The organism is Luteimicrobium sp. DT211 (genome assembly GCF_049844995.1).
In the GTDB taxonomy this organism is placed as follows: Bacteria; Actinomycetota; Actinomycetes; order Actinomycetales; family Cellulomonadaceae; genus Luteimicrobium.
In genome coordinates this window covers 668,999-695,060 of the sequence record NZ_JBNCMC010000001.1, presented here as the reverse complement: position 1 = coordinate 695,060, position 26,062 = coordinate 668,999, and the positions used below count along the sequence as shown (strand labels likewise).

At 72.7% G+C, this 26,062-nt stretch carries 17 protein-coding genes; 6 read left to right on the top strand and 11 right to left on the bottom strand.

The genetic code is table 11. From position 1 onward, the window contains the following. From ACLQ14_RS03145 to clpB, 3 genes are all read right to left on the bottom strand, one after another. A complete protein-coding gene (locus tag ACLQ14_RS03145; protein WP_425809779.1) occupies positions 1-1,371 on the bottom strand; it encodes an extracellular solute-binding protein in 1,371 nt (456 codons plus the stop codon). 134 nt (positions 1,372-1,505) lie between these two features. Next, the gene (locus ACLQ14_RS03140) at positions 1,506-2,759 is read right to left on the bottom strand and encodes an ROK family transcriptional regulator (RefSeq protein WP_425809776.1); all 1,254 of its coding nucleotides are present in this window, start codon (positions 2,757-2,759) and stop codon (positions 1,506-1,508) included. A gap of 54 nt (positions 2,760-2,813) precedes the next feature. Continuing rightward, positions 2,814-5,423, bottom strand: a complete 2,610-nt coding sequence (gene clpB, locus ACLQ14_RS03135) for an ATP-dependent chaperone ClpB (protein WP_425809774.1) — start codon at positions 5,421-5,423, stop codon at positions 2,814-2,816. A 115-nt stretch (positions 5,424-5,538) separates the two neighbouring features. Between clpB and ACLQ14_RS03130 the strand changes: the two genes are divergently transcribed. Together ACLQ14_RS03130 and ACLQ14_RS03125 are read left to right on the top strand one after the other, a co-directional pair. Then, on the top strand, positions 5,539-5,850 hold the full coding sequence (locus ACLQ14_RS03130; protein WP_425809772.1) for a hypothetical protein: 312 nt from the start codon (positions 5,539-5,541) through the stop codon (positions 5,848-5,850). After that, complete coding sequence (locus ACLQ14_RS03125) at positions 5,847-6,590, top strand: AAA family ATPase (protein ID WP_425809770.1); 744 nt, start codon at positions 5,847-5,849, stop codon at positions 6,588-6,590. The genes ACLQ14_RS03130 and ACLQ14_RS03125 overlap by 4 nt, the downstream gene beginning before the upstream one ends. A gap of 78 nt (positions 6,591-6,668) precedes the next feature. Here ACLQ14_RS03125 and ACLQ14_RS03120 read toward each other — a convergent pair whose 3' ends face one another. After that, complete coding sequence (locus ACLQ14_RS03120) at positions 6,669-7,673, bottom strand: cation diffusion facilitator family transporter (RefSeq protein ID WP_425809768.1); 1,005 nt, start codon at positions 7,671-7,673, stop codon at positions 6,669-6,671. Positions 7,674-7,812: 139 nt separating this feature from the next. Continuing rightward, a complete protein-coding gene (locus ACLQ14_RS03115; protein ID WP_425809766.1) occupies positions 7,813-10,554 on the bottom strand; it encodes a hypothetical protein in 2,742 nt (913 codons plus the stop codon). 360 nt (positions 10,555-10,914) lie between these two features. On the opposite strand from ACLQ14_RS03115, the gene ACLQ14_RS03110 reads away from it, so the two are divergent. The 4 genes from ACLQ14_RS03110 (at position 10,915) to ACLQ14_RS03095 (ending at position 19,443) form a co-directional block, all read left to right on the top strand. After that, positions 10,915-11,796: a hypothetical protein gene (locus ACLQ14_RS03110; protein WP_425809764.1), complete on the top strand. Its 882-nt coding sequence runs from the start codon at positions 10,915-10,917 to the stop codon at positions 11,794-11,796. 54 nt (positions 11,797-11,850) lie between these two features. After that, complete coding sequence (locus tag ACLQ14_RS03105) at positions 11,851-13,008, top strand: HoxN/HupN/NixA family nickel/cobalt transporter (protein ID WP_425809762.1); 1,158 nt, start codon at positions 11,851-11,853, stop codon at positions 13,006-13,008. Beyond that, on the top strand, positions 12,984-13,697 hold the full coding sequence (locus tag ACLQ14_RS03100) for a hypothetical protein (protein WP_425809760.1): 714 nt from the start codon (positions 12,984-12,986) through the stop codon (positions 13,695-13,697). The genes ACLQ14_RS03105 and ACLQ14_RS03100 overlap by 25 nt, the downstream gene beginning before the upstream one ends. A gap of 145 nt (positions 13,698-13,842) precedes the next feature. Continuing rightward, positions 13,843-19,443 carry a LamG-like jellyroll fold domain-containing protein gene (locus ACLQ14_RS03095; RefSeq protein WP_425809758.1) on the top strand — a complete coding sequence of 1,867 codons (5,601 nt, stop codon included), beginning with the start codon at positions 13,843-13,845 and terminating at the stop codon, positions 19,441-19,443. A gap of 62 nt (positions 19,444-19,505) precedes the next feature. On the opposite strand, the gene mnhG is transcribed toward ACLQ14_RS03095, so the two are convergent. From mnhG to ACLQ14_RS03065, 6 genes are read right to left on the bottom strand one after another with little or no spacing between them, the layout of a single operon-like run. Continuing rightward, a complete protein-coding gene (gene mnhG / locus ACLQ14_RS03090; protein ID WP_425810188.1) occupies positions 19,506-19,880 on the bottom strand; it encodes a monovalent cation/H(+) antiporter subunit G in 375 nt (124 codons plus the stop codon). Between the two features lie 56 nt (positions 19,881-19,936). Continuing rightward, positions 19,937-20,254, bottom strand: coding sequence for a monovalent cation/H+ antiporter complex subunit F (locus ACLQ14_RS03085; RefSeq protein ID WP_425809756.1), 318 nt, complete (start codon positions 20,252-20,254; stop codon positions 19,937-19,939). Continuing rightward, a complete protein-coding gene (locus ACLQ14_RS03080; protein WP_425809754.1) occupies positions 20,251-20,829 on the bottom strand; it encodes a Na+/H+ antiporter subunit E in 579 nt (192 codons plus the stop codon). The genes ACLQ14_RS03085 and ACLQ14_RS03080 overlap by 4 nt, the downstream gene beginning before the upstream one ends. Then, on the bottom strand, positions 20,826-22,448 hold the full coding sequence (locus ACLQ14_RS03075; protein WP_425809752.1) for a Na+/H+ antiporter subunit D: 1,623 nt from the start codon (positions 22,446-22,448) through the stop codon (positions 20,826-20,828). The genes ACLQ14_RS03080 and ACLQ14_RS03075 overlap by 4 nt, the downstream gene beginning before the upstream one ends. Further along, positions 22,445-22,966, bottom strand: coding sequence for a Na(+)/H(+) antiporter subunit C (locus tag ACLQ14_RS03070; RefSeq protein ID WP_425809750.1), 522 nt, complete (start codon positions 22,964-22,966; stop codon positions 22,445-22,447). Before ACLQ14_RS03070 ends, ACLQ14_RS03075 begins: the two co-directional genes overlap by 4 nt. After that, entirely contained in the window at positions 22,963-25,962 is a 3,000-nt protein-coding gene (locus ACLQ14_RS03065; RefSeq protein WP_425809748.1) for a Na+/H+ antiporter subunit A, read from the bottom strand. Before ACLQ14_RS03065 ends, ACLQ14_RS03070 begins: the two co-directional genes overlap by 4 nt. Positions 25,963-26,062 lie beyond the last annotated feature (100 nt).

Genomic DNA, 26,062 nt, shown 5'->3' with positions numbered 1-26,062 from the left:
TCAGCCCGCCGCGGAGACGGCGTCCTTGCCGACGATCTTCGTGAGCTCGTCGTCGTACTTCTTCGCGGCGTCCTCGGGTGACGCCTGGCCGGTCACCACCGACTCGACGGCCACCTGGATGTTGGACGAGATCTGCGAGTAGTCCGGCGTGGCCGGGCGGAAGTGGGTGGTCGCGACGAGGCCGGAGAAGAACTTGAACGACGGGTTGTAGCTCAGGTACTTCGGGTCCGCGGCGACGTCCTTGCGCACGGCGATCTGGCTCTCCGTCGTGTCGTAGGTGAGCGAGTTGTCCTTGTTCAGCGCGGTGGAGATGAAGTCGAACGCCGTCTGGGGATGCTCGGTGTGCGCGCCGACCGACAGCAGCCAGCCGCCCGACATCGACGTGGTCCCGGCGCCGCCGCCGTCCTGGGTCGGCATGGCCGCGTAGCCCAGGGTCTTGTCCCAGGCGGGCCACTTGTTCGCGCCCTCGATCCAGCCCCCAGGCATCCAGGAGCCGTCGATGTCGATCGCGAGCTTGCCCTTCGGGAGGAGCTCGCTGAAGACCTTGCTGCCCACGTTCGCGTCGAGCGCGACGTCCAGGGACGGCGCGAGCTTCTCGCTGTAGACCGTCTTGTAGAAGCTCAGCGAGTCGACGAAGCCCTTGTCGCCGGTGATCCACTTGTCGCCGTCGTGCAGGCCCTTGCCGTCACCGGTGCCGTAGTCGAGCATCTCGAAGCCCTGCATCGTGGTCTGCTCGCCGCCGGCCTTGCCGGCGTAGATGTTGAGCGGCGTGACGCCGGGGACCTTGGCCTTGATGGTGCGCGCGGCCGCGAGGACGTCGTCCCAGGACTTGGGCTGCCAGTCCGTCGGCAGCCCCGCCTTGGCGAAGAGCTGCTTGTTGAAGTAGATGCCGCGCGTGTCGGTGCCCATGGAGACGCCGTACGTCTTGCCGTCGACGCCCAGGCCGGCCTGCTTGGCGGCGTCCTGGAACTGGTCCCAGTCGGACCACTTCGACACGTAGTCGTCGATCGGCAGGAGGTAGCCGGCCGCGGCGTCGGACATGACCTGGAAGGTGTCCTCGTAGATCACGTCGGGGGCGGTCGACTTCGACCCGTTCATGAGGGCCAGCTTCGTGTAGTACTGGTCCTCCTCGGCCTCGATCGGCTCGAGCTTGACCGTCACGCCCGGGTTCGCCTTCTCGAACTCGGGCTTGACCTTCTGCAGCAGGTCGTCGAGCTGGTGGAACGCCGACGTCTTCTGGTACGCGACCGTGATGGTGCGGGTGCCGGTGTCCTGGGCGTCCTTGCTGCCGCCGTCGCCCGACGAGCACGCCGCCAGCGTCACGACGAGGGCCCCGACCGTGCCGAGGGCCAGTCCTGTCCGTACGCGCATCCGAAGCTCCTTTGCTCTCGCTACCGGTGCTGCACCGCCCCGGCCGCGAATATTTCATCACTTCGCGTTAGTAATAGCAAGACAACGCTGTCTCCCTGTCGCGGACCGGCTCCAGCGGGGGGTGAAGCCGCAGGTCAGACCCGCAGGAGGAGGCCGGTCGGCCGCGGGGTGAGGGCGTCGTCGAGCATGAGGCACGCCGCCCCCACGGCGGCCACGGGGCCGTCCCCCGCCGCCCCGAGGATTCGCAGCGGGTGGTGCCCGGGCATCGGGTGCGCGTCGAGGACGGACCGTAGACCCGGCTCGAGCCAGGGCCCCAGCCGGTCCCAGACCGGCCCCGACGGCACGACCGTGTCGAGGTCGAGCAGCTCGCAGACCGTCGTCAGCGCCGACCCGAGCGCCGCACCCGTCTCGTGGAGGAACGGAACCGCCCCCGCGTCCTCGGCCTCGGCCAGCGCGCGCAGCCCGTCGACCGCCCGGTCCGCGCGGACCGTCTCCGAGGCACCCTCGTCCGTCGCCCCGGCGCCCAGGGCCAGGCCCCGGTCGACGGCGTTCGCCAGGATCGCGTTCGCGCTGAAGACCCCGCCCAGGCAGCCCTCCCGGCCGCACGCGCACCGGCCGAACGCCCGTCCGACGCTGACGTGGCCGGCCTCCCCCGCGTTGCCGGAGACGCCCCGGACGATGTCGCCGCCGCTGATGATGCCGATCGCCACGCCCGTCCCGGCGTAGACGACCGCGGCGTCCGTCGGCCGGCCCGACCCCGGGAACCACAGGACCGCCGCCGCGACCGCGAGCACGTCCTTGTCCAGGAGCGTCGGGAGCCCGCTGCGGCGTGCGACCTCGTCACGGAGCGGCACGTCGTGCCACGTCGTCAGGTGGGGCGGGTCGAGCACGAGCCCGCGCGCGTGGTCGATCGGCCCGGGGGTCGCGAGCCCGACGCCGAGCACCCGGTCACGCTCGACCGCCGCCTCCGCGAGGACCGCGTCGATCTCGCGGACGACCACCTCGAGCGCCGCGCCCGGCTCCTCGGACTCGGGGGTCGGCGTCGTGCGGGTCGCGACCACCTGGCCGGCGAGGTCGAGCAGCACGACGACGACGGCGGCCGGGTCGAGGTGCACGCCGACCGCGAACCGGCTGTCGGGGACGATGTCGAGCGTCGTGCCGGGGCGCCCCGCGCCCGGCTGCCGCTTGACGTCCTCCTCGGTGACGAGGCCCGCGTCGAGGAGCCGGCGCACCGCGTTGGTCACGGTCTGCGCCGACAGCCCCGTCTTCCGGGCCAGGTCCGCGCGCGTGCACGAGCCCGCGCCGAGCCGGATCGCCTCCAGCAGGGCGGCCTGGTTGAACCCGCCCATGCGCGGCAGGTTCGTCCCTCGCGTGCTCACCGTGGTCATCGGACGTCACCGTAGCGCCCGCCGGGCCCGCGCGCGGACGCAACCACGAGCCGATCAGCCGACGGTGAGCTCGAGCCCCTCCCCGTCAGCGGGGCGGTCGACGACGACCCGGTCGCCGTCCGACACCTCGCCCGCGAGCAGCATCCGTGCGAGCCGGTCGCCGATCTCGCGCTGCACGAGCCGGCGCAGGGGGCGCGCCCCGTAGGCGGGGTCGAACCCCTCGAGCGCGAGCCACTCGCGCGCGGCGTCGGTGACGTCGAGCGTGAGCCGCCGGTCGGCGAGCCGCGCGGCGAGGGCGTCGACCTGGAGGTCGACGATCCTGCCGAGCTCGGCGAGGCCCAGCGGGTCGAACATGACGACGTCGTCGAGCCGGTTGAGGAACTCGGGCTTGAACGACGCCCGCACGGCACCCATGACGGCCTCGTGCTTCTGCTCGTCCGACAGCAGCGGGTCGACGAGGAACTGCGAGCCCAGGTTCGACGTGAGCACCAGGATCACGTTCCGGAAGTCGACGGTGCGGCCCTGGCCGTCGGTGAGGCGGCCGTCGTCGAGCACCTGGAGGAGGATGTCGAAGACCTCGGGGTGGGCCTTCTCGACCTCGTCGAGGAGCACGACGGAGTACGGCCGACGCCGGACGGCCTCGGTGAGCTGCCCGCCCTCCTCGTACCCGACGTAGCCGGGGGGTGCGCCGACGAGTCGGGACACCGCGAACTTCTCGGAGTACTCGGACATGTCGATGCGGACCATCGCGCGCTCGTCGTCGAACAGGAAGTCCGCGAGCGCCTTGGCGAGCTCGGTCTTGCCGACGCCCGTCGGCCCGAGGAACAGGAACGAGCCGGTGGGCCGGTTCGGGTCGGACACGCCGGCGCGAGCGCGTCGGACGGCGTCGGACACCGCGGCGACGGCGGCCCGCTGCCCGATGAGCCGCTCGCCGATGACGTCCTCCATGTGGAGGAGCTTCTCGGACTCGCCCTGGAGCAGGCGGCCGGCCGGGATGCCGGTCCACGCGGACACGACCTCGGCGATCTCGTCGGCGGAGACCTTCTCGGGGACGAGCGGGGTCTCGTGCGCGACCTCCTCCGCCCCCGCCTCGGCGTCCTCCGCAGCCTCCGCGGCGGCGAGCTCCTGCTCGACGGCGGGGATCTCGCCGTACCGGATCCGCGCGGCCTTCTCGAGGTCGCCCTCGCGCAGGAGCCGCTCGGCGTCGGAGCGGAGCTGGTCGAGCCTGACCTTGAGGTCGCCGACGCGGTTGTGGCCGGCCTTCTCGGCCTCCCAGCGCGTCGTGAGCGCGGAGAGCTGCTCGCGGCGGTCGGCGAGGTCCGCCCGCAGGCGCTCGAGGCGCTCGCGCGAGGCGGCGTCGTCGGCCTCGGAGAGCACGACCTCCTCCATCTCGAGGCGCGTGACGGCGCGCTGCAGCTCGTCGATCTCGGTCGGGGACGAGTCGAGCTCCATGCGCAGGCGGGACGCGGCCTCGTCGACGAGGTCGATCGCCTTGTCGGGCAGCTGGCGGCCGGTGATGTACCGGTCGGACAGCGCGGCGGCGGCGACGAGGGCGTCGTCGGCGATGGTCACCTTGTGGTGCGCCTCGTAGCGCTCCTTGAGCCCGCGGAGGATCGCGACGGTGTCCTCGACGGACGGCTCGCCGACGAACACCTGCTGGAACCGGCGCTCGAGCGCGGGGTCCTTCTCGATGTGCTCGCGGTACTCGTCGAGCGTGGTGGCGCCGACCATGCGGAGCTCGCCGCGGGCGAGCATGGGCTTGAGCATGTTGCCGGCGTCCATCGAGGACTCAGCGCCCGAGGCCCCGGCGCCGACCACCGTGTGCAGCTCGTCGATGAACGTGACGACCTGCCCGTCGGACTGCTGGATCTCCTCGAGCACGGCCTTGAGGCGCTCCTCGAACTCCCCGCGGTACTTGGCGCCCGCGACCATCGAGGCGAGGTCGAGCGCGACGAGCTTCTTGCCCTTGAGGGACTCGGGGACGTCGCCCGCGACGATGCGCTGGGCGAGCCCCTCGACGACGGCCGTCTTGCCGACGCCGGGCTCGCCGATGAGCACGGGGTTGTTCTTGGTGCGGCGCGAGAGCACCTGGATGACGCGCCGGATCTCGGAGTCGCGGCCGATCACGGGGTCGAGCTTGCCGTCGGCCGCCTGAGCGGTGAGGTCGTTGCCGTACTGCTCGAGGGCCTTGTAGGTGCCCTCGGGGTTGGGGCTGGTGACCTTGGCGTTGCCGCGGACGGACGGCAGGGCGGCGCGCAGCGCGTCGACGGTCGCGCCGGCGGCGCGGAGGATGTCGGCGGCCGGCGACGCGGCGCCCGCAAGGCCGATGAGCAGGTGCTCGGTGGAGACGTACTGGTCGCCCAGCGAGGTCGCCTCCTTGCCGGCGAGGTCGAGCACGGCGCTCGTGGCGCGGCTCGCGGTCGGCTGCGCGACGGCGGAGCCCGCCGCCGAGGGCAGCGCGACGAGCGCGCCGCGCACCTTCTGGCCGACGGCCTGGGTGTCGGCGCCGACGGCGTCGAGCAGCCCGCCCGCGACGCCGCCCTGCTGCTGCAGCAGCGCGCTCAGGAGATGGACGGGCTCGAGCTGGGGGTTGCCGGCGGCCGACGCGGTCTGGATCGCCTCGCCGATCGCCTGCTGCGACATGGTCGTGAACTGGGTGTCCATGGGGTCTCCGGGATCCTCCGGGGTGTCGGGAACGCTTCTGCTCGCAACAACGGTGCCAGAATTGAGCCTATTCCGCTCAACTCTTGTTGTCGCGTCCCGGACTACCCTCGCAAGCATGCTCCGCGCGCGCCTCGACCGACGACCGCTCCTCGCCCTGGCGGCGCTGGGCACCCTGCTCGTGCTCGCCCTCGGCGGGCTCGGGGCGGGCGCCGCGCAGGCCGCGACCCCGAGCCCCGGCCCGACCGTCACGTCGACCGTCCAGCCCGGCGACCGTCCGGACTCCGGCGAGGGCTCCGGGTTCCCGTGGGTCAAGGTGATCCTCGGCGTCGCCGCGCTCGGGCTCGTCAGCGTCGCCATCGTCGGCGCCCGCACCCGGCGCTCGCTCGACCGCGGCAGCGACGACCCGCACTCGTCGACCGGCCGATGAGGTCCGACTTCTTCCGCCAGCCACCGGTGGTGCGCGTAGCGGCGAGGAAGGAACACCCGCTGGACGCCGGCACCTGGCCGAGGACGATCCCCGCCGTCGACCAGCTCCTTCGGGACGGGCTGCAGCTCGCGCCGGGCGTGACCTTCCTCGTCGGTGAGAACGGCTCCGGCAAGTCCACGATGGTCGAGGCGCTCGCCGTCGCCTACGGTCTGTCCCCCGAGGGCGGCACCGCGCACGGGCAGCACTCGACCCGGACCAGCGAGTCGCCGCTGAGCGACGCGATCACCCTCCAGCGCGGGGTCGGCGCGGGCCGGTGGGGATTCTTCCTCCGTGCCGAGACCATGCACGGCTGGTACACGTACGTCGAGCGGACGGGCGGCAACCCGCGCTACCCGGACCCGAGGTTCCACGAGATGAGCCACGGCGAGTCGTTCCTCGCGGTGCTCGGGAGCCGGTTCGACTCGCCCGGGTTCTACTGCCTCGACGAGCCCGAGGCGGCGCTGTCGTTCTCGTCCACGCTCTCACTGATGCGCACGCTTGACGACCTCGCCCGGTCGGGGGGCCAGGTCCTGTGCGCGACGCACTCCCCCGTGCTCGCTGCGCTGCCCGGAGCGACGATCCTCGAGGTGGGCCCGTGGGGGCTGCGCCGGGCGCGCTGGGAGGACCTCGAGCTCGTCGAGCACTGGCGCTCCTACCTCGCGCACCCGGCGCGCTACCTCCGACACCTGCTCGACGGGTGACGGTGACCTGGACGTCCGGCGCGAGCAGCGTGATCGACCTCGACGCGCGCGGCAAGGCGACCGGCGTGACCGGCGCCATCACACCGTGAGCGACGGCTCCTCCGGCGTCGACAGCGTGAGCACGACGCCCGCCAGCCGCGGCGTCTCGGCGACCTTGCGCTCGAGGGCGTCGAGGCGGCGCGCGACGACGTGCTCGACGGCGTCCCCCACGAGGTCGACGCTCGCCACCAGGTAGAGCGACCGCGGCCCCACGTACTCGAGCCGCAGGTACGTCACGCGGGCGACGTCGGGCAGGCCGAGCAGCCCGGCCAGGACGGCGCGGCGGGTGCGCTCGTCGACGCCGGCGCCGACGAGGAACACGCGGTTGCGCTGGATGAGGATCACCGCGACGACGCCCAGGACGAGCCCGACGACGATCGACCCGATCGCGTCCGGCACCGGCGATCCCGTGAGCTGGTGGGCGAGGACGCCGACGAACGCGACGACGAGGCCGACGAGGGCGGCCGCGTCCTCGGCGACGACCGCCCGAAGCGTCGGGTCGGACGTCGCGACGACGTGCTCGAGCACGTCCCGCTCGGCCACCCTCGCCTCGCCGCGGGCCTGCCGGATCGACCGGAGGAACGACAGGCCCTCGAGCACGAACGACAGGGCGAGCACCGCGTACGCGACCCCGAAGTCCGTCGCCGGCTCGGGGTGGGCGAGCTCCTGGATGCCGTGGGTCACCGAGACCCCCGCGCCGACCGCGAACAGCCCGATCGCCGCGAACATCGACCACACGTACGCCTCGCGCCCGTAGCCGAGGGGATGGACGGCGTCGGCCTTCCGACGCGAGGACCGGTCCGCGACGAGCAGGAACACCTCGTTGCCCGTGTCGGCCCACGAGTGCACGGCCTCCGCGACCATCGAGGCGGACCCGGTGAGCGCGGCCGCGGCCGACTTCGCGAGCGCCACCGCCAGGTTGGCGGCGAACGCGATCACCACGGTGAGCGTCGAGTCGCCGCGCTCGTCCGGCGGGCTGGCGACGCGGGGCGTGGTGGGCGTGGCCACCTGCCCGTCGTCCGGCGGGGTCGGGGAGGCGGCCATGCGGTCGGTCTATCACGACGGCGCCGTCCCCGCCCCCGAGGACGCCGTCCCGCCGAGATACCGAGATCCGGCCGAGATACCGGGTCTCCCTCGGTATCTCAGCCGGATCGCGGTATCTCGGCGGATGGGACGCGCGCCGTCAGCCGGCGTACGTCTCCAGCTCCGCGAGCTTCGGCGTGCCGGACGCGCTCGTGATCACGAAGTTGAGCTTCGTGAGCGACGTCGCCGAGAACGAGACCGTCCCGGCGCCCGAGCCCGTCTTGAGGACGGCCCCGGTGTCGTTGTTCACGAGCTTCCAGGCGCCGATGGTGCCGGCCGTGCCGGCCTCCTTCACGACGACCTTCGAGACGGTCTTCGCCGAGCTCCACTTCACCGAGAGGGTGCCGGTGGACCCGCTGGGCGACCAGTAGGTCGAGGCGTCACCGTCGATCGCGTTCCCGTAGCTCGTCCCGCTGGCCTTGCTCGAGCCGTCCGCACCCGCGCCGAGGCTCAGGTTGGTCCCGCTCGGCGGGTCCGTCGGGTCGGTCGGCGGGTCCGTCGGGTCCGTGGGCGGGTCGGTCGGGTCCGTCGGCTCGGAGCCGCCGAACGTCACGTGGAGCTTCCCGTCCGAGCCGAACGACCAGGCCAGCGCGCCCGCGTACGCGGAGCAGCCCGAGCTGTTCGAGCCCGTGTACCAGTGGTTCGTGCCGTCGTCGGTCCCGACGATCTTGTCGTTCGACCCGCTGTCGCAGGACAGGTTGCCGCTGAACACCGACGTCCCGGTCTCCCAGTGGAAGTTCCGCTCGTCGTTGCCGATGCTCACGTTGTCCGTGATCGTCATGTGGCCCGGGTTGCTGTTGTACGTGAACCCGTCGTGGCCGTTCTCGTACGCGATGTTCCGGAGCGCGACGTGGTCGTCGGCGATCTTCGACCCGCCGAGCTTGAACCCGTTGCGGTCCCCGCTGCCGGCCTGCGACCCGTCGGTCAGGGTGCCGTTGTGGTACGACAGCGAGTCCTCGATGGTGACGACGCCGATGGGTCCGGTCTCGTCCTTCGCGTACAGGTCCCAGCCGTCGTCGATGTTGTTGTGCGAGACGTCGTACCGGAACACGTTGCCCGGCCCGGCGGTCAGCTTCGCGGCGAAGCCGTCCGCGTCCTCGCCGTCGGAGTCGACGTTGTCGTGCGACTCGCTGCTGACCACGAGGTTGTCCGACGGCCACTCGGAGGCGGGCGCACCCGCGACGAGACGCGCGATCTGCAGACCCGTGTCGCGGTTGGCCGCCGTGACGACGCGCTCGATCACGTTGTGGTCGCCGCCCACGAGGATGCCGTTGTCCCCCGCGTGCTGGACGGTGAACCCGTAGAAGTGCCAGTAGTCACCGCCGAGCTCGATGCCGCGGTTGGCCGGGTCCTCGGTCTGCGCCGAGAAGTCCAGGACGGGCTTCTCGCCCGGGTACGCGGCGAGCACCGTCGGCGACGACGACGTTCCGCTGTTGCCCGGCTGGATCGTCACCGTGTCGGAGAGCTTGTACGTGCCGCCGCGCAGGAAGATCTGCCCGCCCGGCTTCACCTTGGCGACCGCGGAGGCGAGCGTCGTCGGCGCGGAGACCGTGCCGGCCGCGCTGTCCGTGCCCGAAGGCGCCACGTAGATCGCGCCGCTGCCCGGCGTCGGGGCGCCGCTCGGGGTGTCGCCCGAGCCCCCGTCCGACGGGTCGGTCGGGTCCGTCGTCGCCGGGTCCGTCGGCGCGTCGGTCGGCGGGGTGGTCGGCTCGTCCGTGGCCGGCGGGCTGGTCGGCGTGCACGAACCGTCCGACACCTTCAGCCCGGTGTTCGCGCCTGCGGTCTTCCCGACGATGTCGGGCACGCAGCTCGCGTCGTCGAGCGTGTAGGAGTACGGGATCGCGACGGTGGTGGTCGACGTCGGGTTCGAGCCGGCCGGGTTGGTCTCGCTGTCCGCGGCCGTCCACGTCACGTTGTCGAAGACGTTCCCGGCGACCTGCCAGAACCCGGGCTTGTCCGTGTAGAACGTGCCGAGCGGGTCCTGGGAGTCCTTGAAGTAGTTGTTCTCGACCTTGGCCTTGCCGCCGTCGCGGGAGTTGATGCCCGACTTCTGGAGGTCCACGTAGTAGTTGTCGTAGATGTGGGCCGTCGCCGCCCGCAGCAGCGGGGTGCGCGAGTCGATGTGGTCGTACAGGTTGTGGTGGAACGTCACTGGGCCGTTGTTCGTGTCGGTGTCGCTGTGGCCGACCAGGCCGCCCCGCCCGGAGTTCCGGAAGACCGTGTACGACACCGTGACGTACGTCGTTCCGGACTTCATGTCGATCAGGGAGTCGTAGCCCTCGTCCTCGCCGCCCGACGCCAGGAGCGTGTCGTGGTCCACCCACACGTTGGACACGCCCGACTCGAGGCCGATCGCGTCGCCGCCGTTGGAGGTCGCGCCGTTCGACTTCTTGACGTTCTGGACCGTGACGTTCTGGATCACGACGTTGTGCGCGTCGCGGAGGTGGATGCCGATCTGGTCGAACGTCGCGCCCGACCCGGCGCCCACCAGCGTCACGTTGCTGACGCCCTTGAACTGGATCTCGTCACCGGTCGTGTCGCAGCTGTCGCCCGAGACCTTGTCGGTGTTGTCGAGGGTGATCGTGCCCGTGACCTGGATCGTCAGCGGAGTGTCGTCCGCGGCCCGGCTGCACAGGGCCTGGTTGATCTCGGTGCCGGTCGTCGCCTTGACGACCGCGCCGCCGGCGCCGCCCGTGGTGCCGCCGTTCTGGGACGCGAAGCCGTTCGCTCCGCTCGCGGCCGCCTGCGCTCCGGGGAGCGTCAGCGCGGCGATCCCGATCGCCGCTGCCATGGACGTCGTCACCCCCGCGGCCAGCAGCCGTCGTGATGCCTTCCGTCGCATCGTGGTGCCTCACTTTCGTCGTCGAATGCGGGACTTGCCTCGGCCGCGAGCGCCACGAACCACGGTGTCTCGTGGGGCGAACCACCGCACATCGGACTCGAGCGACGGCAGCAACCGGTTTCTGGACCGTAGGCATCGTCGTGGCCGACGGGCAAGCGTTTCTCGCTGTTTCCGGGCAAACCGGCGTCGTTTCTCGCCACTTCGGGCGCCGCGGCGGAGCGGGATCAGTGGTGACCGGTTTCCGCAGGGGGCCGCACATTCCAACGCCGACGCGCCGGGACGTGGAGCGTTCACCGGACCGCCCGACGCCGGCCACCTCGCGGAACGCCGGCGTTCCGGCTCGCACGCTTCCATCCCAGCGTGGCTTCCTCCCTCCTCGACTGGTCGCCGTTCGGCGGGCTCGCGGACACGATGCTCGGCTTCGTCACGTCGCCGCACTTCGCGCCCGTCGCGTTCGCGTTCGCGTTCCTCGCGGGCGCCGCGCACGCCGTCGGGCCGGGGCACGGCAAGAGCCTCGCGGCCGCCTACCTCGTCGGCTCGCGCGGCACCGTACGGGACGCCGCCTGGCTCGGCGGCTCGGTCGCCGTCATGCACACCGTTTCGGTGCTCGTTCTCGCGGTCCTGTGGACCTTCTTCGACCTGTCCGGCCTCGTCGACCTCGAGCAGCTCACCGGGGTGCTGGAGCTCGTGGCGGGTCTGACGGTCGTCGGCGTCGGCGTGCTCCTCGTGCTCCGGGCCCGACGCGCGCCAGCCCCCGGCGCGGCCGACGGGTCGCTCACCCACCGGCACGGCCCGTTCGGCCGCGCCCACACGCACGTGCGCCCGACGGACGTCCCGGCCCACGACCACGACCACGACCACGACGGTCATCACCACGACCACCCGACGACGACCGCCCCGGCCGTGAGCCGCCCCACCCTCGTGACGCTGGGCGCCGCGGGCGCGCTGACGCCTTCGCCGTCGGCGTTCCTCGTGCTCGTGACGGGGATCTTCGCCGGGCGGTCGGGGATGGCGGTCGGCCTCGTCCTCGCGTTCGGCGTCGGGCTCGCGTCGGTGCTGTTCGCGGCCGGTCTCGCGGCCCTCTGGGGCCGGTCCTTCGTCGTGGCGCACACCCGCCCGACGGCGGCCCTCCGGAGCGCCGCCCGCGCGGTGCCGCTCGTCACGGGCGCGGCGATCGCGCTCGCCGGCGGCGCGATCAGCGTCCTCGCGCTCGGCGGCATCATCGCGCCGGGCGCATCCTGACGAGGGGGCGCAACAACCGTGCCAGCCCCCGCACCGAGCCCGAACGGAGCCCCCGTGACCACGACCGGGACGACCACGACGACCGCCACGACCGACTCGGCACCCGGGCGAGCCCGTCTCGAACCCGGCGACGGGCGCTCGCTCGCGGGCATGGCCACGGTCGTGGTGCTGCTCCACGTGGTCGGGTTCGGCGTCCTGCTCGCGCTCGTGTCTCCCCACCGGTTCGAGCTCGGCGGCGACCACCAGGTGTTCACGGTCGGCGTGGGGATCCTGGCGTACTCGTTCGGCCTGCGGCACGCGTTCGACGCCGACCACATCGCGGCGATCGACAACACGACCCGCAAGCTCGTGAGCGACGCTGCCGCCCTCCGAGCGAGCGGGCGGAGCCCCGGCCGGAGGCCGCTCTCCGTCGGCTTCTGGTTCTCGCTCGGGCACTCGACGATCGTCTTCACCCTCGCGCTGCTGCTCTCGGTCGGGGTCCGGGCGCTCGTCGGGCCGCTCCAGGACGACGCGTCCACGCTCCACACCGTCACGGGCGTCGTCGGGCCCACGGTCTCCGGGGTGTTCCTGTGGGTCCTCGGCATCCTCAACCTCGCCGCCCTGGTCGGGATCGTCCGGGTGGCTCGCGCGATGCGCCGCGGCGATCACGACGACGCCGCGCTCGAGGAGCAGCTCGCGCGCCGCGGCCTGCTCAACCGGTTCCTGGGCGGCCTGACGCGCACGGTCCGGACGCCGGCGGGGATCTACCCGGTCGGCGTCCTGTTCGGGCTCGGCTTCGACACCGCGACCGAGGTCGGCCTGCTCGTGCTCGCGGGCGGGGCCGCCGCGTTCGCCCTGCCGTTCTACGCCGTCCTCGTCCTGCCGGTGCTCTTCGCGGCCGGGATGTGCCTCATGGACACGGTCGACGGCGTCCTCATGAACGCGGCGTACGGCTGGGCGTTCGCCCGCCCGGCGCGCAAGGTCTTCTACAACCTCACGATCACGACGATCTCGGTCCTCGTCGCGCTCGTCGTGGGCACGATCGAGCTGGTCGGGGTCCTCTCGGACCGGTTCTCGATCGAGACCGGCCCGCTCGCCTGGGTCGCCGGGATCGACCTCGACCACGCCGGGTTCGTGATCGTCGGGCTGTTCGTCGTGTGCTGGCTCGTCGCCCTGGCCGTCTGGCACTGGGGCCGGGTCGAGGACCGGTGGACCCGCGGGACGGCGTCGTGATCCGCCGGGCCCTCGCCGTGGCCGCGGGCGCGGCGCTGGGGGCGGGGGCCGTCGCCGGCATCCTCGCGCCCGCTGCGTCGGCGCACCCGTTCGGCGCCCCGCCGACCGCGACCGTGAGCCGCACCGAGCCCGCCGTCGTCCGGGTCCACTGGCAGGTGGGCGCCGCCGACGACCTCAGCTACCTGGCGGCGCACCTCGGGCTGCTGCCCCGCGACCGCGTCCTGCTCGACGGCGCCGTCACCCCGCAGGACGGCGACCCGGCGGTCCTCGAGCGGTCCCGGCGCTTCGACGACTACGTGCTCGAGAACGTCGCCGTGACCGCGGGCGGCGACGCGTGCTCGGGTTCCGTCACGCGGAAGGCGGACGTGCTCGCCGCCGGGGTGGACGTGGACTTCCGCTGCCCCCGGCCGGTCGCGCGGGCGACGGTGACGCTCACACTCCTCACCGACATGAGCCCGCTCTACTCGACCCTCGCCACCGGGCCCGGCGGGCAGAAGGCCGCGTACGCGCAGGACGAGACCGCGCACGACTGGACGTTCGTCGGCGGGACCGCGGGCGGCACGGCCGCCTGGGTCCCCCTGGCGCTGACCGCCGGCGGGCTCGGGATCGCGGGCGCCGTCGTCGTCGCCGCCACCCGGGCACGACGGCGCCGCCGCGCCGCGAGCGCCGCGAGTCTCGCCACGTCCTGACGGACGTCCAGGGGGCTGTCACCGGACGCTCACCCAAAGTTCAGCGGACTCTCGACTGCCGGCGGCACCCAGGCCAGCCGGAGTTCGCCGCGGGCCGATGGTCTCAGGGCGCAATGTGCGACATTCGCCCAACCAAGGAGCAGGCGTGACATCACGACCCGTGACTCGATCGTGGCGGCGGCTCGCCGCCACGATCACGGGGTTGGCGGTGGCAGGCACCACGATCATCGGTGCCTCCGTTGCCGACGCCGTCGCGAGCGAGACGACCCCCACCAGCACAGGTTCCACCCCGCCGCAGGCCGACGTCCTGGACGTCGACTTCGCGGACGGCACCCCCACCGACCACGCGGCGGGGCGCGAGGCCCACACCGTCGGCCGGCCGGCCATCGCGCTCGACCCGCAGCTGAACCGCGTCGTGCCGTCGTTCGACGGCGGCATCGACGCGTACTGGTACGACCTTTCGGACGCGTGGGACTCCTCCGCGTCCCCGAACCTCACGACCTCGGTCTCGATCGAGTGCGACTTCCGCTTCGACGGCGACCTCCCCGCGTCCCCCGCCAGCGCGGACGGAGCGGAGAACGACGTCTGCGCCGGGCGCGAGGGCGGCGGCTACGCGTTCTACGTCCCCAGCGGCAAGTCCGCCCTGGTCTGGTCGGCCTACGTCGGCGGCGCGTACAAGACGGTGACGTCGCCCGAGCTGACGAAGGGCGACTGGTACCACGTCGTCGGCACGTACGACGGGACGTCGCTCAAGCTCTACGTCGACGGCGCGCTCGCCGGGTCCGGGAGCTACCCCGGCACGGTCGGCGCACCGAGCGCGACCGCGCGCGGCTTCGTGATCGGCGGCGACGTGACGGTCGGTCCGTCGGCCCAGCGCCAGAGCCCCGTCACCGTCGCCGCGACGCGCATCTTCAGCGCCGCGCTCGACGCCGACCAGGTCGCGGCGCTCGCCGACCGGTCCCAGTGGCTCACCACGCCCGGGACCGGCGCGACCGCCCCGCCGCCCGTCGTCGTGACGCCCCCCGTGGTCGACGGGGTGCCGGCCGCCGACGTCCTCGACGTCGACTTCACGGCCGGCTCTCCCGTGGACCACGCGCAGAGCCGCCAGCCGCTCCGCTTCGGCGCGCCGCGGCTCGCGGTCGACAAGGACCTCAACCGCGTGGTCGCGTCGTTCGACGGCGTCGACGACGGCTACGACTTCGCGGCCGACGACGCGTGGAACCCCGACCACGTCCCGAACCTGTCGAAGGCGTACACGGTCGAGTGCACGTTCCGCCTCGACGCCTCGCTGCCGGTCGCCGCCGCCAACAAGGTCTGCGGCGGCGAGAACGGCGGCGGCATGTCGATCTACGTGTCGGGCTCGAGCCTCGCCGGGGAGTTCTACGTCGACGGCGCCTACCACTCGGTCAAGGTCCCGGCCGCGAGCGGGGTGTGGCAGGACGTCGTCGCGCAGTACGACGGGTCCTCCATCCGCCTGTACGTGAACGGCAAGCTGGTCAAGGCCGCCGCCCAGACCGGCACCGCGACCGGCCCGTCCGGGGCCAAGTTCCTCGGGATCGGCGCCGACCAGAACTCGGGCGGCTCCTCGATGGAGAGCTGGTCCAAGGCCACGGTCGCCTCCGAGCGGATCTGGGACTCGGCGCTCACCGCGCACCAGATCGCGCTGCTCGCCGGCGCGACGTCGGCGCCGGTCGAGCACGCGCCGAAGGCCGACGTGCTCGACGTCGACCTGTCCGACGGCACCTACACCGACGACGCCGCGGGCCGCACGCCCGACGTGACCGGGTCGCCCGTCGTCTCCACCGACGTCGCGCTCGACAAGTCGGTCGCGTCCTTCGACGGGCGCAAGGACGGCATCCTCTACCCGCTGCAGGACGCGTGGGACGGCGGCAGCGCGCCGCAGCTCACGACCACCTACTCGACCGAGTGCGTCTTCCGCTTCGACGGCACGCTGCCGCCGGCCGCGGGCAACAAGACCTGCTCCGGGGAGAACACCGGCGGGTTCGGGATCATCGTCAACGGCTCGAACGTCCAGGCCGACTTCTACGTCGCCGGTGCGTACCACGCGCTGACCGCGCCGATCCGCGCGGGCGTCTGGTACGACGCCGTGCAGGTCTACGACGGCGCGACGATCAAGCTCTACCTCAACGGCTCGCTCGCCGCGCAGGCGGACCAGACGGGCGCGCCGGGAGCACCGAACGGGACCAAGTCCCAGAACTTCGTGATCGGCGCCGACACGTCGAGCAGCGGCGGCATCGAGTCGCTGTCCGCCTCGACGATCTCCGCGGCCCGCATCTGGAGCACCCCGCTCACCGCGGCACAGGCGGCCCAGCTCAGCCTCGACGCGTTCGGCGCCCGCCAGACGGACGTCGCGCTCACGTCGTCGGTCCCTGCGGCCGGGCAGAAGCTCACCAAGCCGGTCGACCTCGCGGTCGTCGTCAAGGACCAGGGCGCGGCCACCGGCTGGACGTACGCGATCGACGGCGTCGGCGTCCGGCCGGGTCAGCGAGTGGGCGCGGGTCTCGCGGCCGGCGCGCACGCCCTCACGATCGCGGCGACCGACGTGTTCGGCCACCCGATCGCGTGGACCGTGCCGTTCACGTCGTCGACGATCCCGACCGGCGGCGGCACCGACACCGGCCAGGGCGGCGGCAAGGTCACCCTGTCGGCCATCGCGCACGCGCCCGACGGCGGCGAGGTCACCACGACCTTCAAGCAGGCGCAGGCGAGCCTCGCGTCCGGCGGCTTCCAGGGCACCGTGCCCGTCGTCCCGTCCGCGCTGGACTTCACCTACGACGACGCCGGCACGGTCGACGGCCAGCAGGCCGAGGACGGGAAGACGGCGACCAGCCCCTCGAGCCACGAGGGCATGCCGTTCCAGCGGTTCGACGTGTCGGTCCCGTCGTACGACGACGACCGCCACGTCCGCTGGTCGGGCGTGGTCGACCCCGAGCGCAGCGTCAGCCTGCGCGTCTGGGACACGGCGTCGACGTCGTGGAAGGAGATCGCCACGGCGCGCGGCGCCTCGGACGGCGACACCGCGCTCGAGGGCGACGTCACGCCCGCCGAGATCGACGGCGACGTCGTGCACGTCCTCGTGCTCGCGCTGGACCCGTTCGCCGACGACCTGTCGGCACGCGACGCCTCGGCGGCCGAGACCGCGAACCACTTCGACGACCCCGACGACTACGACTTCTCGTTCGTCCACTGGACCGACCCGCAGTTCATCGCGGAAGGCGCAGCGGGCGGCTCCGGGAAGATGCCGACGAGCCCGGAGTACGCGACGTCGTCGGGCGTGGAGACCGCGGAGGAGCAGGCGGTCTGGGCCACGGCCTACCGTGACGCCGCGCGCTGGACGATCGCGAACGCCAAGCCCAAGAAGATCGCGTACGCCGCCATGACGGGCGACATGATCAACTCGGACGTCGTCGACCCGTACGCGACCAACCCGGACGGCACGCTCGTCTACCCGACCCAGCTCGACGAGATCACCAAGGAGAACGCGTTCGCGTCCGGCGTGATCGACTCGTTCGCCGGCTCGGGGGTCCCCGCCCAGGTGATCGCGGGCAACCACGACGACAACAACGGCCAGCAGACCGGGTCGGACTCGCTGTTCGCGCAGGCGTTCTCGGCGGCGGGCTTCTACGACCAGGCGAAGGACTGGCCGGCCGGCGCCTCGTACCACACCAAGGACGAGACCACCGGGGCCGACGGCGCCACCACGACGCAGGGCGAGGACAGCCAGGACAGCTACGTCCTGTTCTCCGCGGGCGGCCTCGACTTCGTCGCGGTCGGCCTGTCCTACGGGGTGACCGACGAGGAGGCCGACTGGGCCAACTCGATCTTCCAGCGGTACAAGGACCGCAACGGGATCCTCATCACCCACTCGTACCTCAACGCGTCGTCGAACAAGGACGGGCGCGACGCCGCCTACACCGGGGACGACGGCGCGCCCCTCTACAAGAAGGTCGTCACCGCCAACCCCAACGTGTTCCTCGTGCTCGCGGGCCACGTCCACGGCGTCGGCACGAACCTCGTCACCGTGAGCGGGCCGCAGGTCCAGCACAAGGTCGTCGAGCTGCTGGCCGACTACCAGGAGTACCAGCAGCCCGCCAGCAAGATCTTCACGGCCGAGAACTGCCCGACGTGCGTCGTCGACGCGAGCGGGAACATCGACGTGGACGGCGACGGGGTGCTCGACCACAAGCCGGGCGACAAGCTCCGGTTCGGGGCGAGCTTCCTGCGGCTCCTGCAGTTCGACACGAAGAAGAGCACCATGTCGGTGGACTCGTACTCGCCGTTCTTCGACGAGTTCGGGACCCACACGTACGACACGAAGTCCCCGATCCGGTACGACGGCTCGGAGGACAACTTCACGGTGCCGGTCGACCTGACCAGCCGCACGACGTCGTTCGCGACCGACGGCCTGGCCGTCGTCACCCCGACCGACACCGTGATCGGCACGGCGACCGGCAAGTCCGGGTTCCCTGTCTCGGTCACCTGGTCTGGCCTGACGGCCGGCCAGCCCTACGCCTGGACCGCGAGCAGCACCGACGCGGCCGGCGACGACCTCGGCCAGCTCGACCAGTTCGGCGGGTTCTTCGTCGCGAGCGCCGGGGGGACCGACGTCACGCCGCCGGTGATCACGCTGCCGCCGTCGTCGAGCGTCCAGCAGGGTGAGGTGTTCGACCCGCTGGCGGGCGTCACCGCGAAGGACGACACCGACGGCGACGTGACCGCGGCCCTCCGGGTCACGGGCACGGTCGACACCGCCGAGCCCGGCACGTACACGCTGATCTACAGCGTGTCCGACGCCAACGGGAACGTCGCGCAGGCGCAGCGGGCCGTCAAGGTCGTGGCGCAGACGACGCCGGAGCGGACGCCCACGTCCGTCAAGGCGTCGAACGTGACGGTCCAGGCGGGCAAGGAGCTCACGCTCACCGCGACGGTCAGCCCGGCCGACGCGACCGGCACGGTCACGTTCGTCAACGGCGAGGAGCCGCTGTGCGACGCGACCGTCACCGCCGGGAAGGCGAGCTGCGTGCCCTTCCGGACGCCCGTGGCAGGGACGTACGCGGTCTCCGCGCAGTACCTCGGAGACGCGACCCGCGCCCCGTCCGACCGGTCGTTCGTGCTCACGGTCACGCGGCCGGCGAGCACCACGCCCGCGGCGACCACGGTCACCGGGACGGCCACCTCGTGGACGTACGGCACGAACGGGACCGTCCGCGTCACCGTCAAGGGCGGCACGGCCACCCCGACCGGTGAGGTCCTCGTGAAGTCGGGCTCGAAGGAGCTCGGCTGGACCGACCTGCGGGGCGGCAAGGGCACGGTCACGCTCGCCGTCGGCTCGCTGCAGCCCGGCAGCCGGACGCTCACCCTGACGTACGGGGGCGACACCTACCACAAGGCGTCGCACGGCTCCCTCACCGTCACGGTGCGCAAGGCCTCCGCGAAGGCCGCGGTCTCCGTGACCAAGGCCCCGACCAGCAGGGCGAAGGGCACCGCCCGCGTCACCGTCTCGTCGGCGGTCCGCGGGCTCCCCAGCCCGACCGGCAAGGTCACGGTCACGCTCAAGAAGGGCAGGTCCACCTGGACCGCGACGGGCACGCTCTCCAAGGGGCACGTGACGGTCACGCTCCCGAAGCTCGCGAAGGGCACGTGGACGCTCACCACGTCCTACGCGGGTGACTCCCGGTTCGGGACCGCCAAGGTCACCGGGAAGGCGGTGCGCGTGACGCGCTGATCCGGCAGGACCGCAGCGGCCCCCTCGCCCGTCCGGGCGAGGGGGCCGCTGTCGCGTAGCGCCTACCTCGGCGGGCTCTCCGTGCCGTCGGCCGGGCCCTCGACCTCGCCTGCCGCCTCGTCCTCCTCGACGAGCGCGGCCTCCTGGTCGGCGGTCAGGTCGTCGACGACGAGGTCCTCGTGGACGACCTTGCCCGTCCGGAAGCCCGCCCGCCCGACCATGTGCGCGGCGACCGGCGCGGTGAGCAGCTGGAAGACGACGACGAGCACGAGCATCCCGACGACCGACCACACGTGGACCCGGAGCCCCACCCCGATCAGCATGAGGATCAGCCCCAGCACCTGCGGCTTCGTGGCCGCGTGCATGCGGGCCAGCAGGTCGGGGAACCGCACGATGCCGATGCCGGCCGCGAACGCGAGGAACGCGCCGAGCAGCATGCAGACCGCGGCCACGACGTCCGCGACGCCGTTCCAGTCGATGCTCAGTCCGGTGCTCACCGCTCGGCCTCCTCGGCCCGGTCGTCGGTCGGCGGCAGCTCGATCCGGCCCTCCTCCTCGCGCTCGACGGCAGCGAACCGCGCCACCGTCACGGAGCCGACGAAGGCGACGAGCGACATCACGACGAGGATCGGGATGCTCGTGGCGCGCCGCGAGTACGCGGCCTCCAGCGCGATCGCGCCCACGATCGTCGTGGTGAACACGTCGAGGGCGACGGTCCGGTCGAGCATCGACGGGCCACGCTCGGCCCGGTAGATCGCGCACCCCGCGGCGACGGTCAGCAGGGCGATCGCGACGACGAACACGACGGTCACGGCGCACCTCCGGTCCGGGTCGCGAGCCCCGCGGCCTCGAGCTCGGCGTCCGAGGCGAGCGCGCGCAGCACCCGCGCCTCGAGGTCGAGCACGTCGGCGCGCACCTTCTCCACGCCGCCGTAGGCCTCGAGGTCGAGCACGTGCAGGTAGAGCATCCCGGTCAGCCGGTGCACCTCCACGACGAGCGACCCCGGCACGAGCGAGCTCAGCTCCGCGGTCACGGTGAGGTACATGTCGCTCGGGTTGCGCAGCCGCACCCCGACGACGGCGCCGCGCGGCTGGCGCCCGGGCCGGATCGCCTGCCACGCCACCTGGAACGACGCCACGACGAGGTCCGCCCCGAACCGCGCGAGCAGCGCGAGCACCCGCAGCGGGCGGACGTGCCCGTGGAACGGGAGCTGCGGGAGCGGCAGCAGCACGACGACGAGAACGCCGACCAGGACGCCCGCGAGGACGTTGCCCCACGTGACGGACCCCCACAGCAGCACCCAGACGACGGCGAGCCAGAGGATCGCCGACCACTGGTGGCGCAGCCGTTCGCGCCACGTCGTCCGACGGCGCACGTGCAGGCTCACGGCGTCCCCTCCCCCGTGCCGACGTCGGCCGCGGGCCCGGTCGGCGCCCCGGCCTTGGGCGCGGTCTCGTTGGACTCCCCGACCCCGCGGTCGTGGCCGCCCGGGAACACCGCCTCGACGTAGGAGCCGTCGCGCAGGCCCGCGGCCGCGCGGTCCGCGTACGAGTACAGGGGCCCGGCGAACACGGTGAGCGCGAGGCCGAACGCGACGAGCGCCGCCGTCGGGACGACCATGCCGCGCGGCACGCGGGCGTCGGTCGAGATCTCCTGCGGGGCCTCCTGCCAGAACGCCTTGTTCCACGCCTTGACGATGGCGTAGAGCGTGAGCAGCGACGTCACGACCGAGCCCACCACCAGCGTGTACGCGAGGAACCCGCCCGTGCGGACGCCGTCCTCGACGAGCCCGACCTTGCCGAGGAACCCCGACAGCGGCGGGATCCCGGCGAGGTTCATGGCCGGGATGAAGAACAGGATCGCGAGCCCGGGCGCGAGCTTGGCGAGGCCGCCGAGCCGGTCGAGCCGCGTCGAGCCGCCCCGCAGCTCGACGAGCCCCACGACGAGGAACAGCGCGGTCTGGACGGTGATGTGGTGGACGACGTAGAAGATCGCCGCAGCCGTGCCGGGCTGGGTCGCGAGCGCGATGCCGAAGATCATGTAGCCGATGTGGCTGACGAGCGTGAACGACAGCAGACGCTTGATGTCGTCCTGCGCGACCGCCCCGAGGATCCCGACGAGCATCGTGAGTAGCGCGACCCACATGAGCCCCCGGTCGATGCGAGGGTCCGTCGGGAACAGCAGCGTCTGCGTGCGCAGGATCGCGTACACGCCGACCTTGGTGAGCAGGCCGGCGAACACTGCCGTGACCGGCGCGGGCGCCGTCGGGTAGGAGTCCGGCAGCCACGCCGACACCGGGAACATCGCCGCCTTGATCCCGAACGCGAGCAGGAGCAGGAGCTGGATCGCGAGCCTGGTCCCGGGTTCGACGTCGGGCAGGCGCTCGGAGAGCTGCGCCAGGTTCACGGTGCCCGTGGCCGCATAGGTGAGCGCGATGGCGATGAGGAAGACGACCGAGGACAGCAACGCCACGACCACGTAGATCGAGCCCGCGCGGATGCGCTCGCCCGTCCCACCGAGCGTGAGCAGCACGTAGCTCGCCGCGAGCAGGATCTCGAAACCGACGTAGAGGTTGAACAGGTCGCCCGCGAGGAACGCGTTGCAGACGCCCGCCGCGAGGACCAGGTAGGTCGGGTGGTAGATCGAGACCGGGATGCTCGCCGTCTCCTCCGCGGCCTCCTCGCTCACGCCCTGCGCCAGCGAGTACAGCAGGACGCACAGGAGGACGAAGCTCGAGACGGTCACCATGAGGGCGCTCAGGCGGTCCGCGACCAGGTCGATGCCGACGGGCGCGGCCCAGTTCCCGACGTCGACGACGAGCGTCCGCCCGTCGGTCAGGACGAGGAGCGCCACGCCCACCGCCAGCACACCCGCGAGCGCGACGACGCTCACGATCCGCTGGACGCGCGGGCGCCGCGCGAACGCGAGCGCGAGGCCGGCGGCCAGCAGAGGGAGGACGACGGGGAGCGGCACGAGGTCGGTGGCGCTCAGGTCGAACCAGGTCATGTCGCCTCCTCCTCGTCTCGGGGTCCGTCCCCGGGCCCGCTCCCGCCGATGTCGTCGTCGGTCTCGTCCCGCGTCCTCGCGGCCTCCTCGTCGAGCGTCTCGCCCGACTCGACGGCGTCCGCGTCCTCGAAGCTCGGCTCGTTCTTCGCGGCGAGCCGGGCGATGCGGCGGTCCTCGACGTCGTCCTGGACCTCGTCGTGGCCGTGGAGCTGCCAGGACCGGTAGGCCATGGCGAGGACGAACGCCGTGAGGCCGAGCGTGATGACGATCGCCGTGAGGATCATGGCCTGCACGAGGGGGTCGCTCATGCGCCACAGCGGGGTCGTGCCGAGGATCGGCGCCCCGCCGGCGCGGCCGCCCGCGACGAGCAGCAGCAGGTTGACGCCGTTGCCCAGCAGGATGAAGCCGATCAGCACGCGCGTGAGGCTGCGCTCGAGCAGCAGGTACACGCCGGTCGTGACGAGCACGCCGATGGCGAGCACGAGGACGGCGGCGGGGGTGGTGTCGAGGACGGTCACCGCTGGGCCTCCTCGAGGCCGCCGCCGGCCTGCGCCCGCGCCGCGCGGGCATCGACGTCCGCCTGCCGGTCGATCTCGGCGCCGAGCGAGCGGAGGATGTCGAGGACGAGGCCGACCACCACGAGGAACACCCCGACGTCGAAGAACAGGGACGTCACCAGGTGCACCTCGCCGACGAGCGGCAGGTGCAGGTCGACGATGGTGGACTGCAGCACCTGGCCGCCCGCGAGCATCGCGGCGACGCCGACGCCCACGGCGAGGAACAGGCCCGTGCCCAGGAGCACGCCGGGCTGGACGGGCGCGGCCTCGCCGAGCTCGTAGCGCCCGCCCGCGAGGTAGCGGACGACGAGCGCGATCCCCACGACGAGGCCCGCCGCGAAGCCGCCGCCGGGGTTGTTGTGGCCGGAGAACAGCAGGAAGACCGCGTAGACGATCATCGAGTGGAACAGCAGCCGCGCGACGACCTCGAAGATCACCGACCGACGGCGCGGGGCCAGGGTCGCGCTCGCCCGCAGCCACGTCTGCATCCGGCTCCAGGCCTCGGGCGCGGTCCCCCGACGGCGCAGCGCGGCGCCGCGGTCGTCCTCGTCGGTGCCGCCCGACCAGACCCCGGGCGCCTCGTCGCCGACGCGGGCCCGCTCGGAGTCCTCGGCGCGCAGGATCGCGGCGCCGCGGCGCCGGAGGAACACGAGCGACGCGACGCCGGTCGCCGCGACGAGCAGCACCGAGATCTCGCCCATCGTGTCCCACGCACGGATGTCCACGAGCGTCACGTTGACGATGTTCTTGCCGCCGCCGTACGAGTACGCCTCGGCGGGGAACTGCGCCGAGACGGGCGGCGCCATGCGAGCGTTCGGGGCGACGACCGCGAACGCCATCACCGTGATCCCGGCGAGCAGGCCGATCGCGAGCCGGGTCCACCGGCTGCGCGCCAGCGGACGGTTGGAGAAGTACGGCGGCAGCCGGCGCAGCACCAGCACCATGACGACGAGCGTCACCGTCTCGACGAGGACCTGCGTGAGCGCGAGGTCCGGCGCGCCGTGCAGCAGGAAGAGCACCGCGTTGCCGTAGCCCGCGATCCCCGCGAGGAACACGGCCTTGAGCCGCCGGCGCGACCGGGCCGCGAGCACGGCGGCCACGCCGATCGCGGCCACCGCCACCACCTGCGCGGGGGTGTCCCAGGCCCGCAGGTCCTGGGGCCAGGACGTGTGCGACACGAGGACCGCCCCGGGCACGGCCGCCATGACGACGACGATGACGCCCAGGTAGAACGGCAGCGAGCCGCGCTGGGTGAACGACGTGACGTCCGCCGCCGCGTCGTCGAGCCGTCGCATGGAGCGCCGGTAGACGACGTCGGCCTCGGGCACGCGCCAGCGCCGGAGCACACCGCTCAGCCGCAGCTGGTAGCCCTCGACGCGGACCCGCCACCACCAGGCGAGCGCGCCGGTGCCGAGGATGAGCACGGTCAGCCCGAGCGCGGGGCCGAGCCCGCCCCAGAGCGCCAGGTGGCCCGGCTCGCCGACGGGCAGCGTGTCGGCGTACGGCGAGAGCAGGTGCTCGCCGAGGTGCGGGACCAGCGCGGCGGCAAGCCCGAGGACCGCGAGGACCAGCGGCGGCACCGTGAGGAAAGGCGACTGGACGTGCAGCTTCGCCGGGTCGATCGGCGGCTCCGGGGCCGCGGCATCGGCCTGCTTGCTCGCGAACGCGCCCCAGAAGAACCGCAGCCCGTAGGCGACGGTGAGCATCGAGCCCACGACGACGGCGGCCAGCACGGCGCCGTCGACCCAGCCGGGGAGCGTCCCGGCCGGGTGGAGCAGCGCCTCGAGCCCGGCTTCCTTGGCGACGTACCCGGCGAACGGCGGGAGCCCGATCATGGACGCCGTCGCGAGCGCGCCCGCGGTCGCCGTGACCGGCATCCTCCGGCCCACGCCCGTGAGGCGGCGAAGGTCGCGCGTGCCGGTCGCGGCGTCGACGACGCCGGTCACGAGGAACAGCGACGCCTTGAACATCGCGTGCGCGCCCAGCATCGCGATGCCCGCGAGCGCCGTCGCCCGGCTGCCCAGCCCGACGAGCAGGGTGATGAGCCCGAGCTGGCTCACCGTGCCGAACGCGAGGACGAGCTTGAGGTCGTGCTGCCGCAGCGCGCGGTAGCCCCCGAGGAGCAGCGTGCCGCAGCCGAGCACGATCACGATCGTCTGCCAGACCGTCAGCTGCGCGTACGCGGGTGCGAACCGCGCCACGAGGTAGACGCCGGCCTTCACCATCGCCGCGGCGTGGAGGTAGGCGCTCACGGGGGTGGGCGCGGCCATCGCCGCGGGGAGCCAGAAGTGCAGCGGGATGAGCGCGGACTTCGTGGCGGCCCCGGCGAGCAGGCACACCACCGCGGCGGTCACGGCCGTGCCCGACGGCGGGTGGGCGACCACCTCCGAGAGCGAGTAGGTGCCGGCGGCCTCGCCGAGGATCACGACCCCGACGAGCATCGCGAGGCCGCCCGCGGTCGTGATGACGATGGCCTGCATGGCGGCGCGTCGCGACGCCTTGCGTTCCGCGTAGTGACCGATGAGCAGGTACGACGCCACCGTCGTGAGCTCCCAGAACACGAAGAGGAGCAGCATGTCGTCGGCGGTGACGAGCCCCACCATGACGCCCGCGAACCCGACGAGCGTGGCCCCGAAGCGGTGCAGCCCGTGCGCCGACGGCGCGAAGTAGGCCGAGCAGTAGACGAGGACGAGCGCCCCCACGCCGCCCACGAGCAGGAGCATGAGCCACGACAGCGTGTCGAGCCGGAACGTGAGGGTCAGCCCGAGCTGCGGCACCCACTGCCAGTGCTGCACGGGCACGTCGCCGTGCATGACGCGCGTGGTGCAGGCGAGGGCGTAGACGGCCGCGGAGGCGGGGGCCAGGGCGAGCACGAGGAAGCCTCGGCGGCCCAGCCAGGAGATGATCGCAGGCGCCAGCAGCACCATCAGCAGATGGGCTACGAGCAGCTGCAGCACGTCCGCTCCGTCCTGTCGGGGGCGGGGGTCGTGAACGACCGGGGGACCGCAAGGATCGTACCAAGCGGAGGGCTACCCGACCCCATCGCCGTCCCCAGCC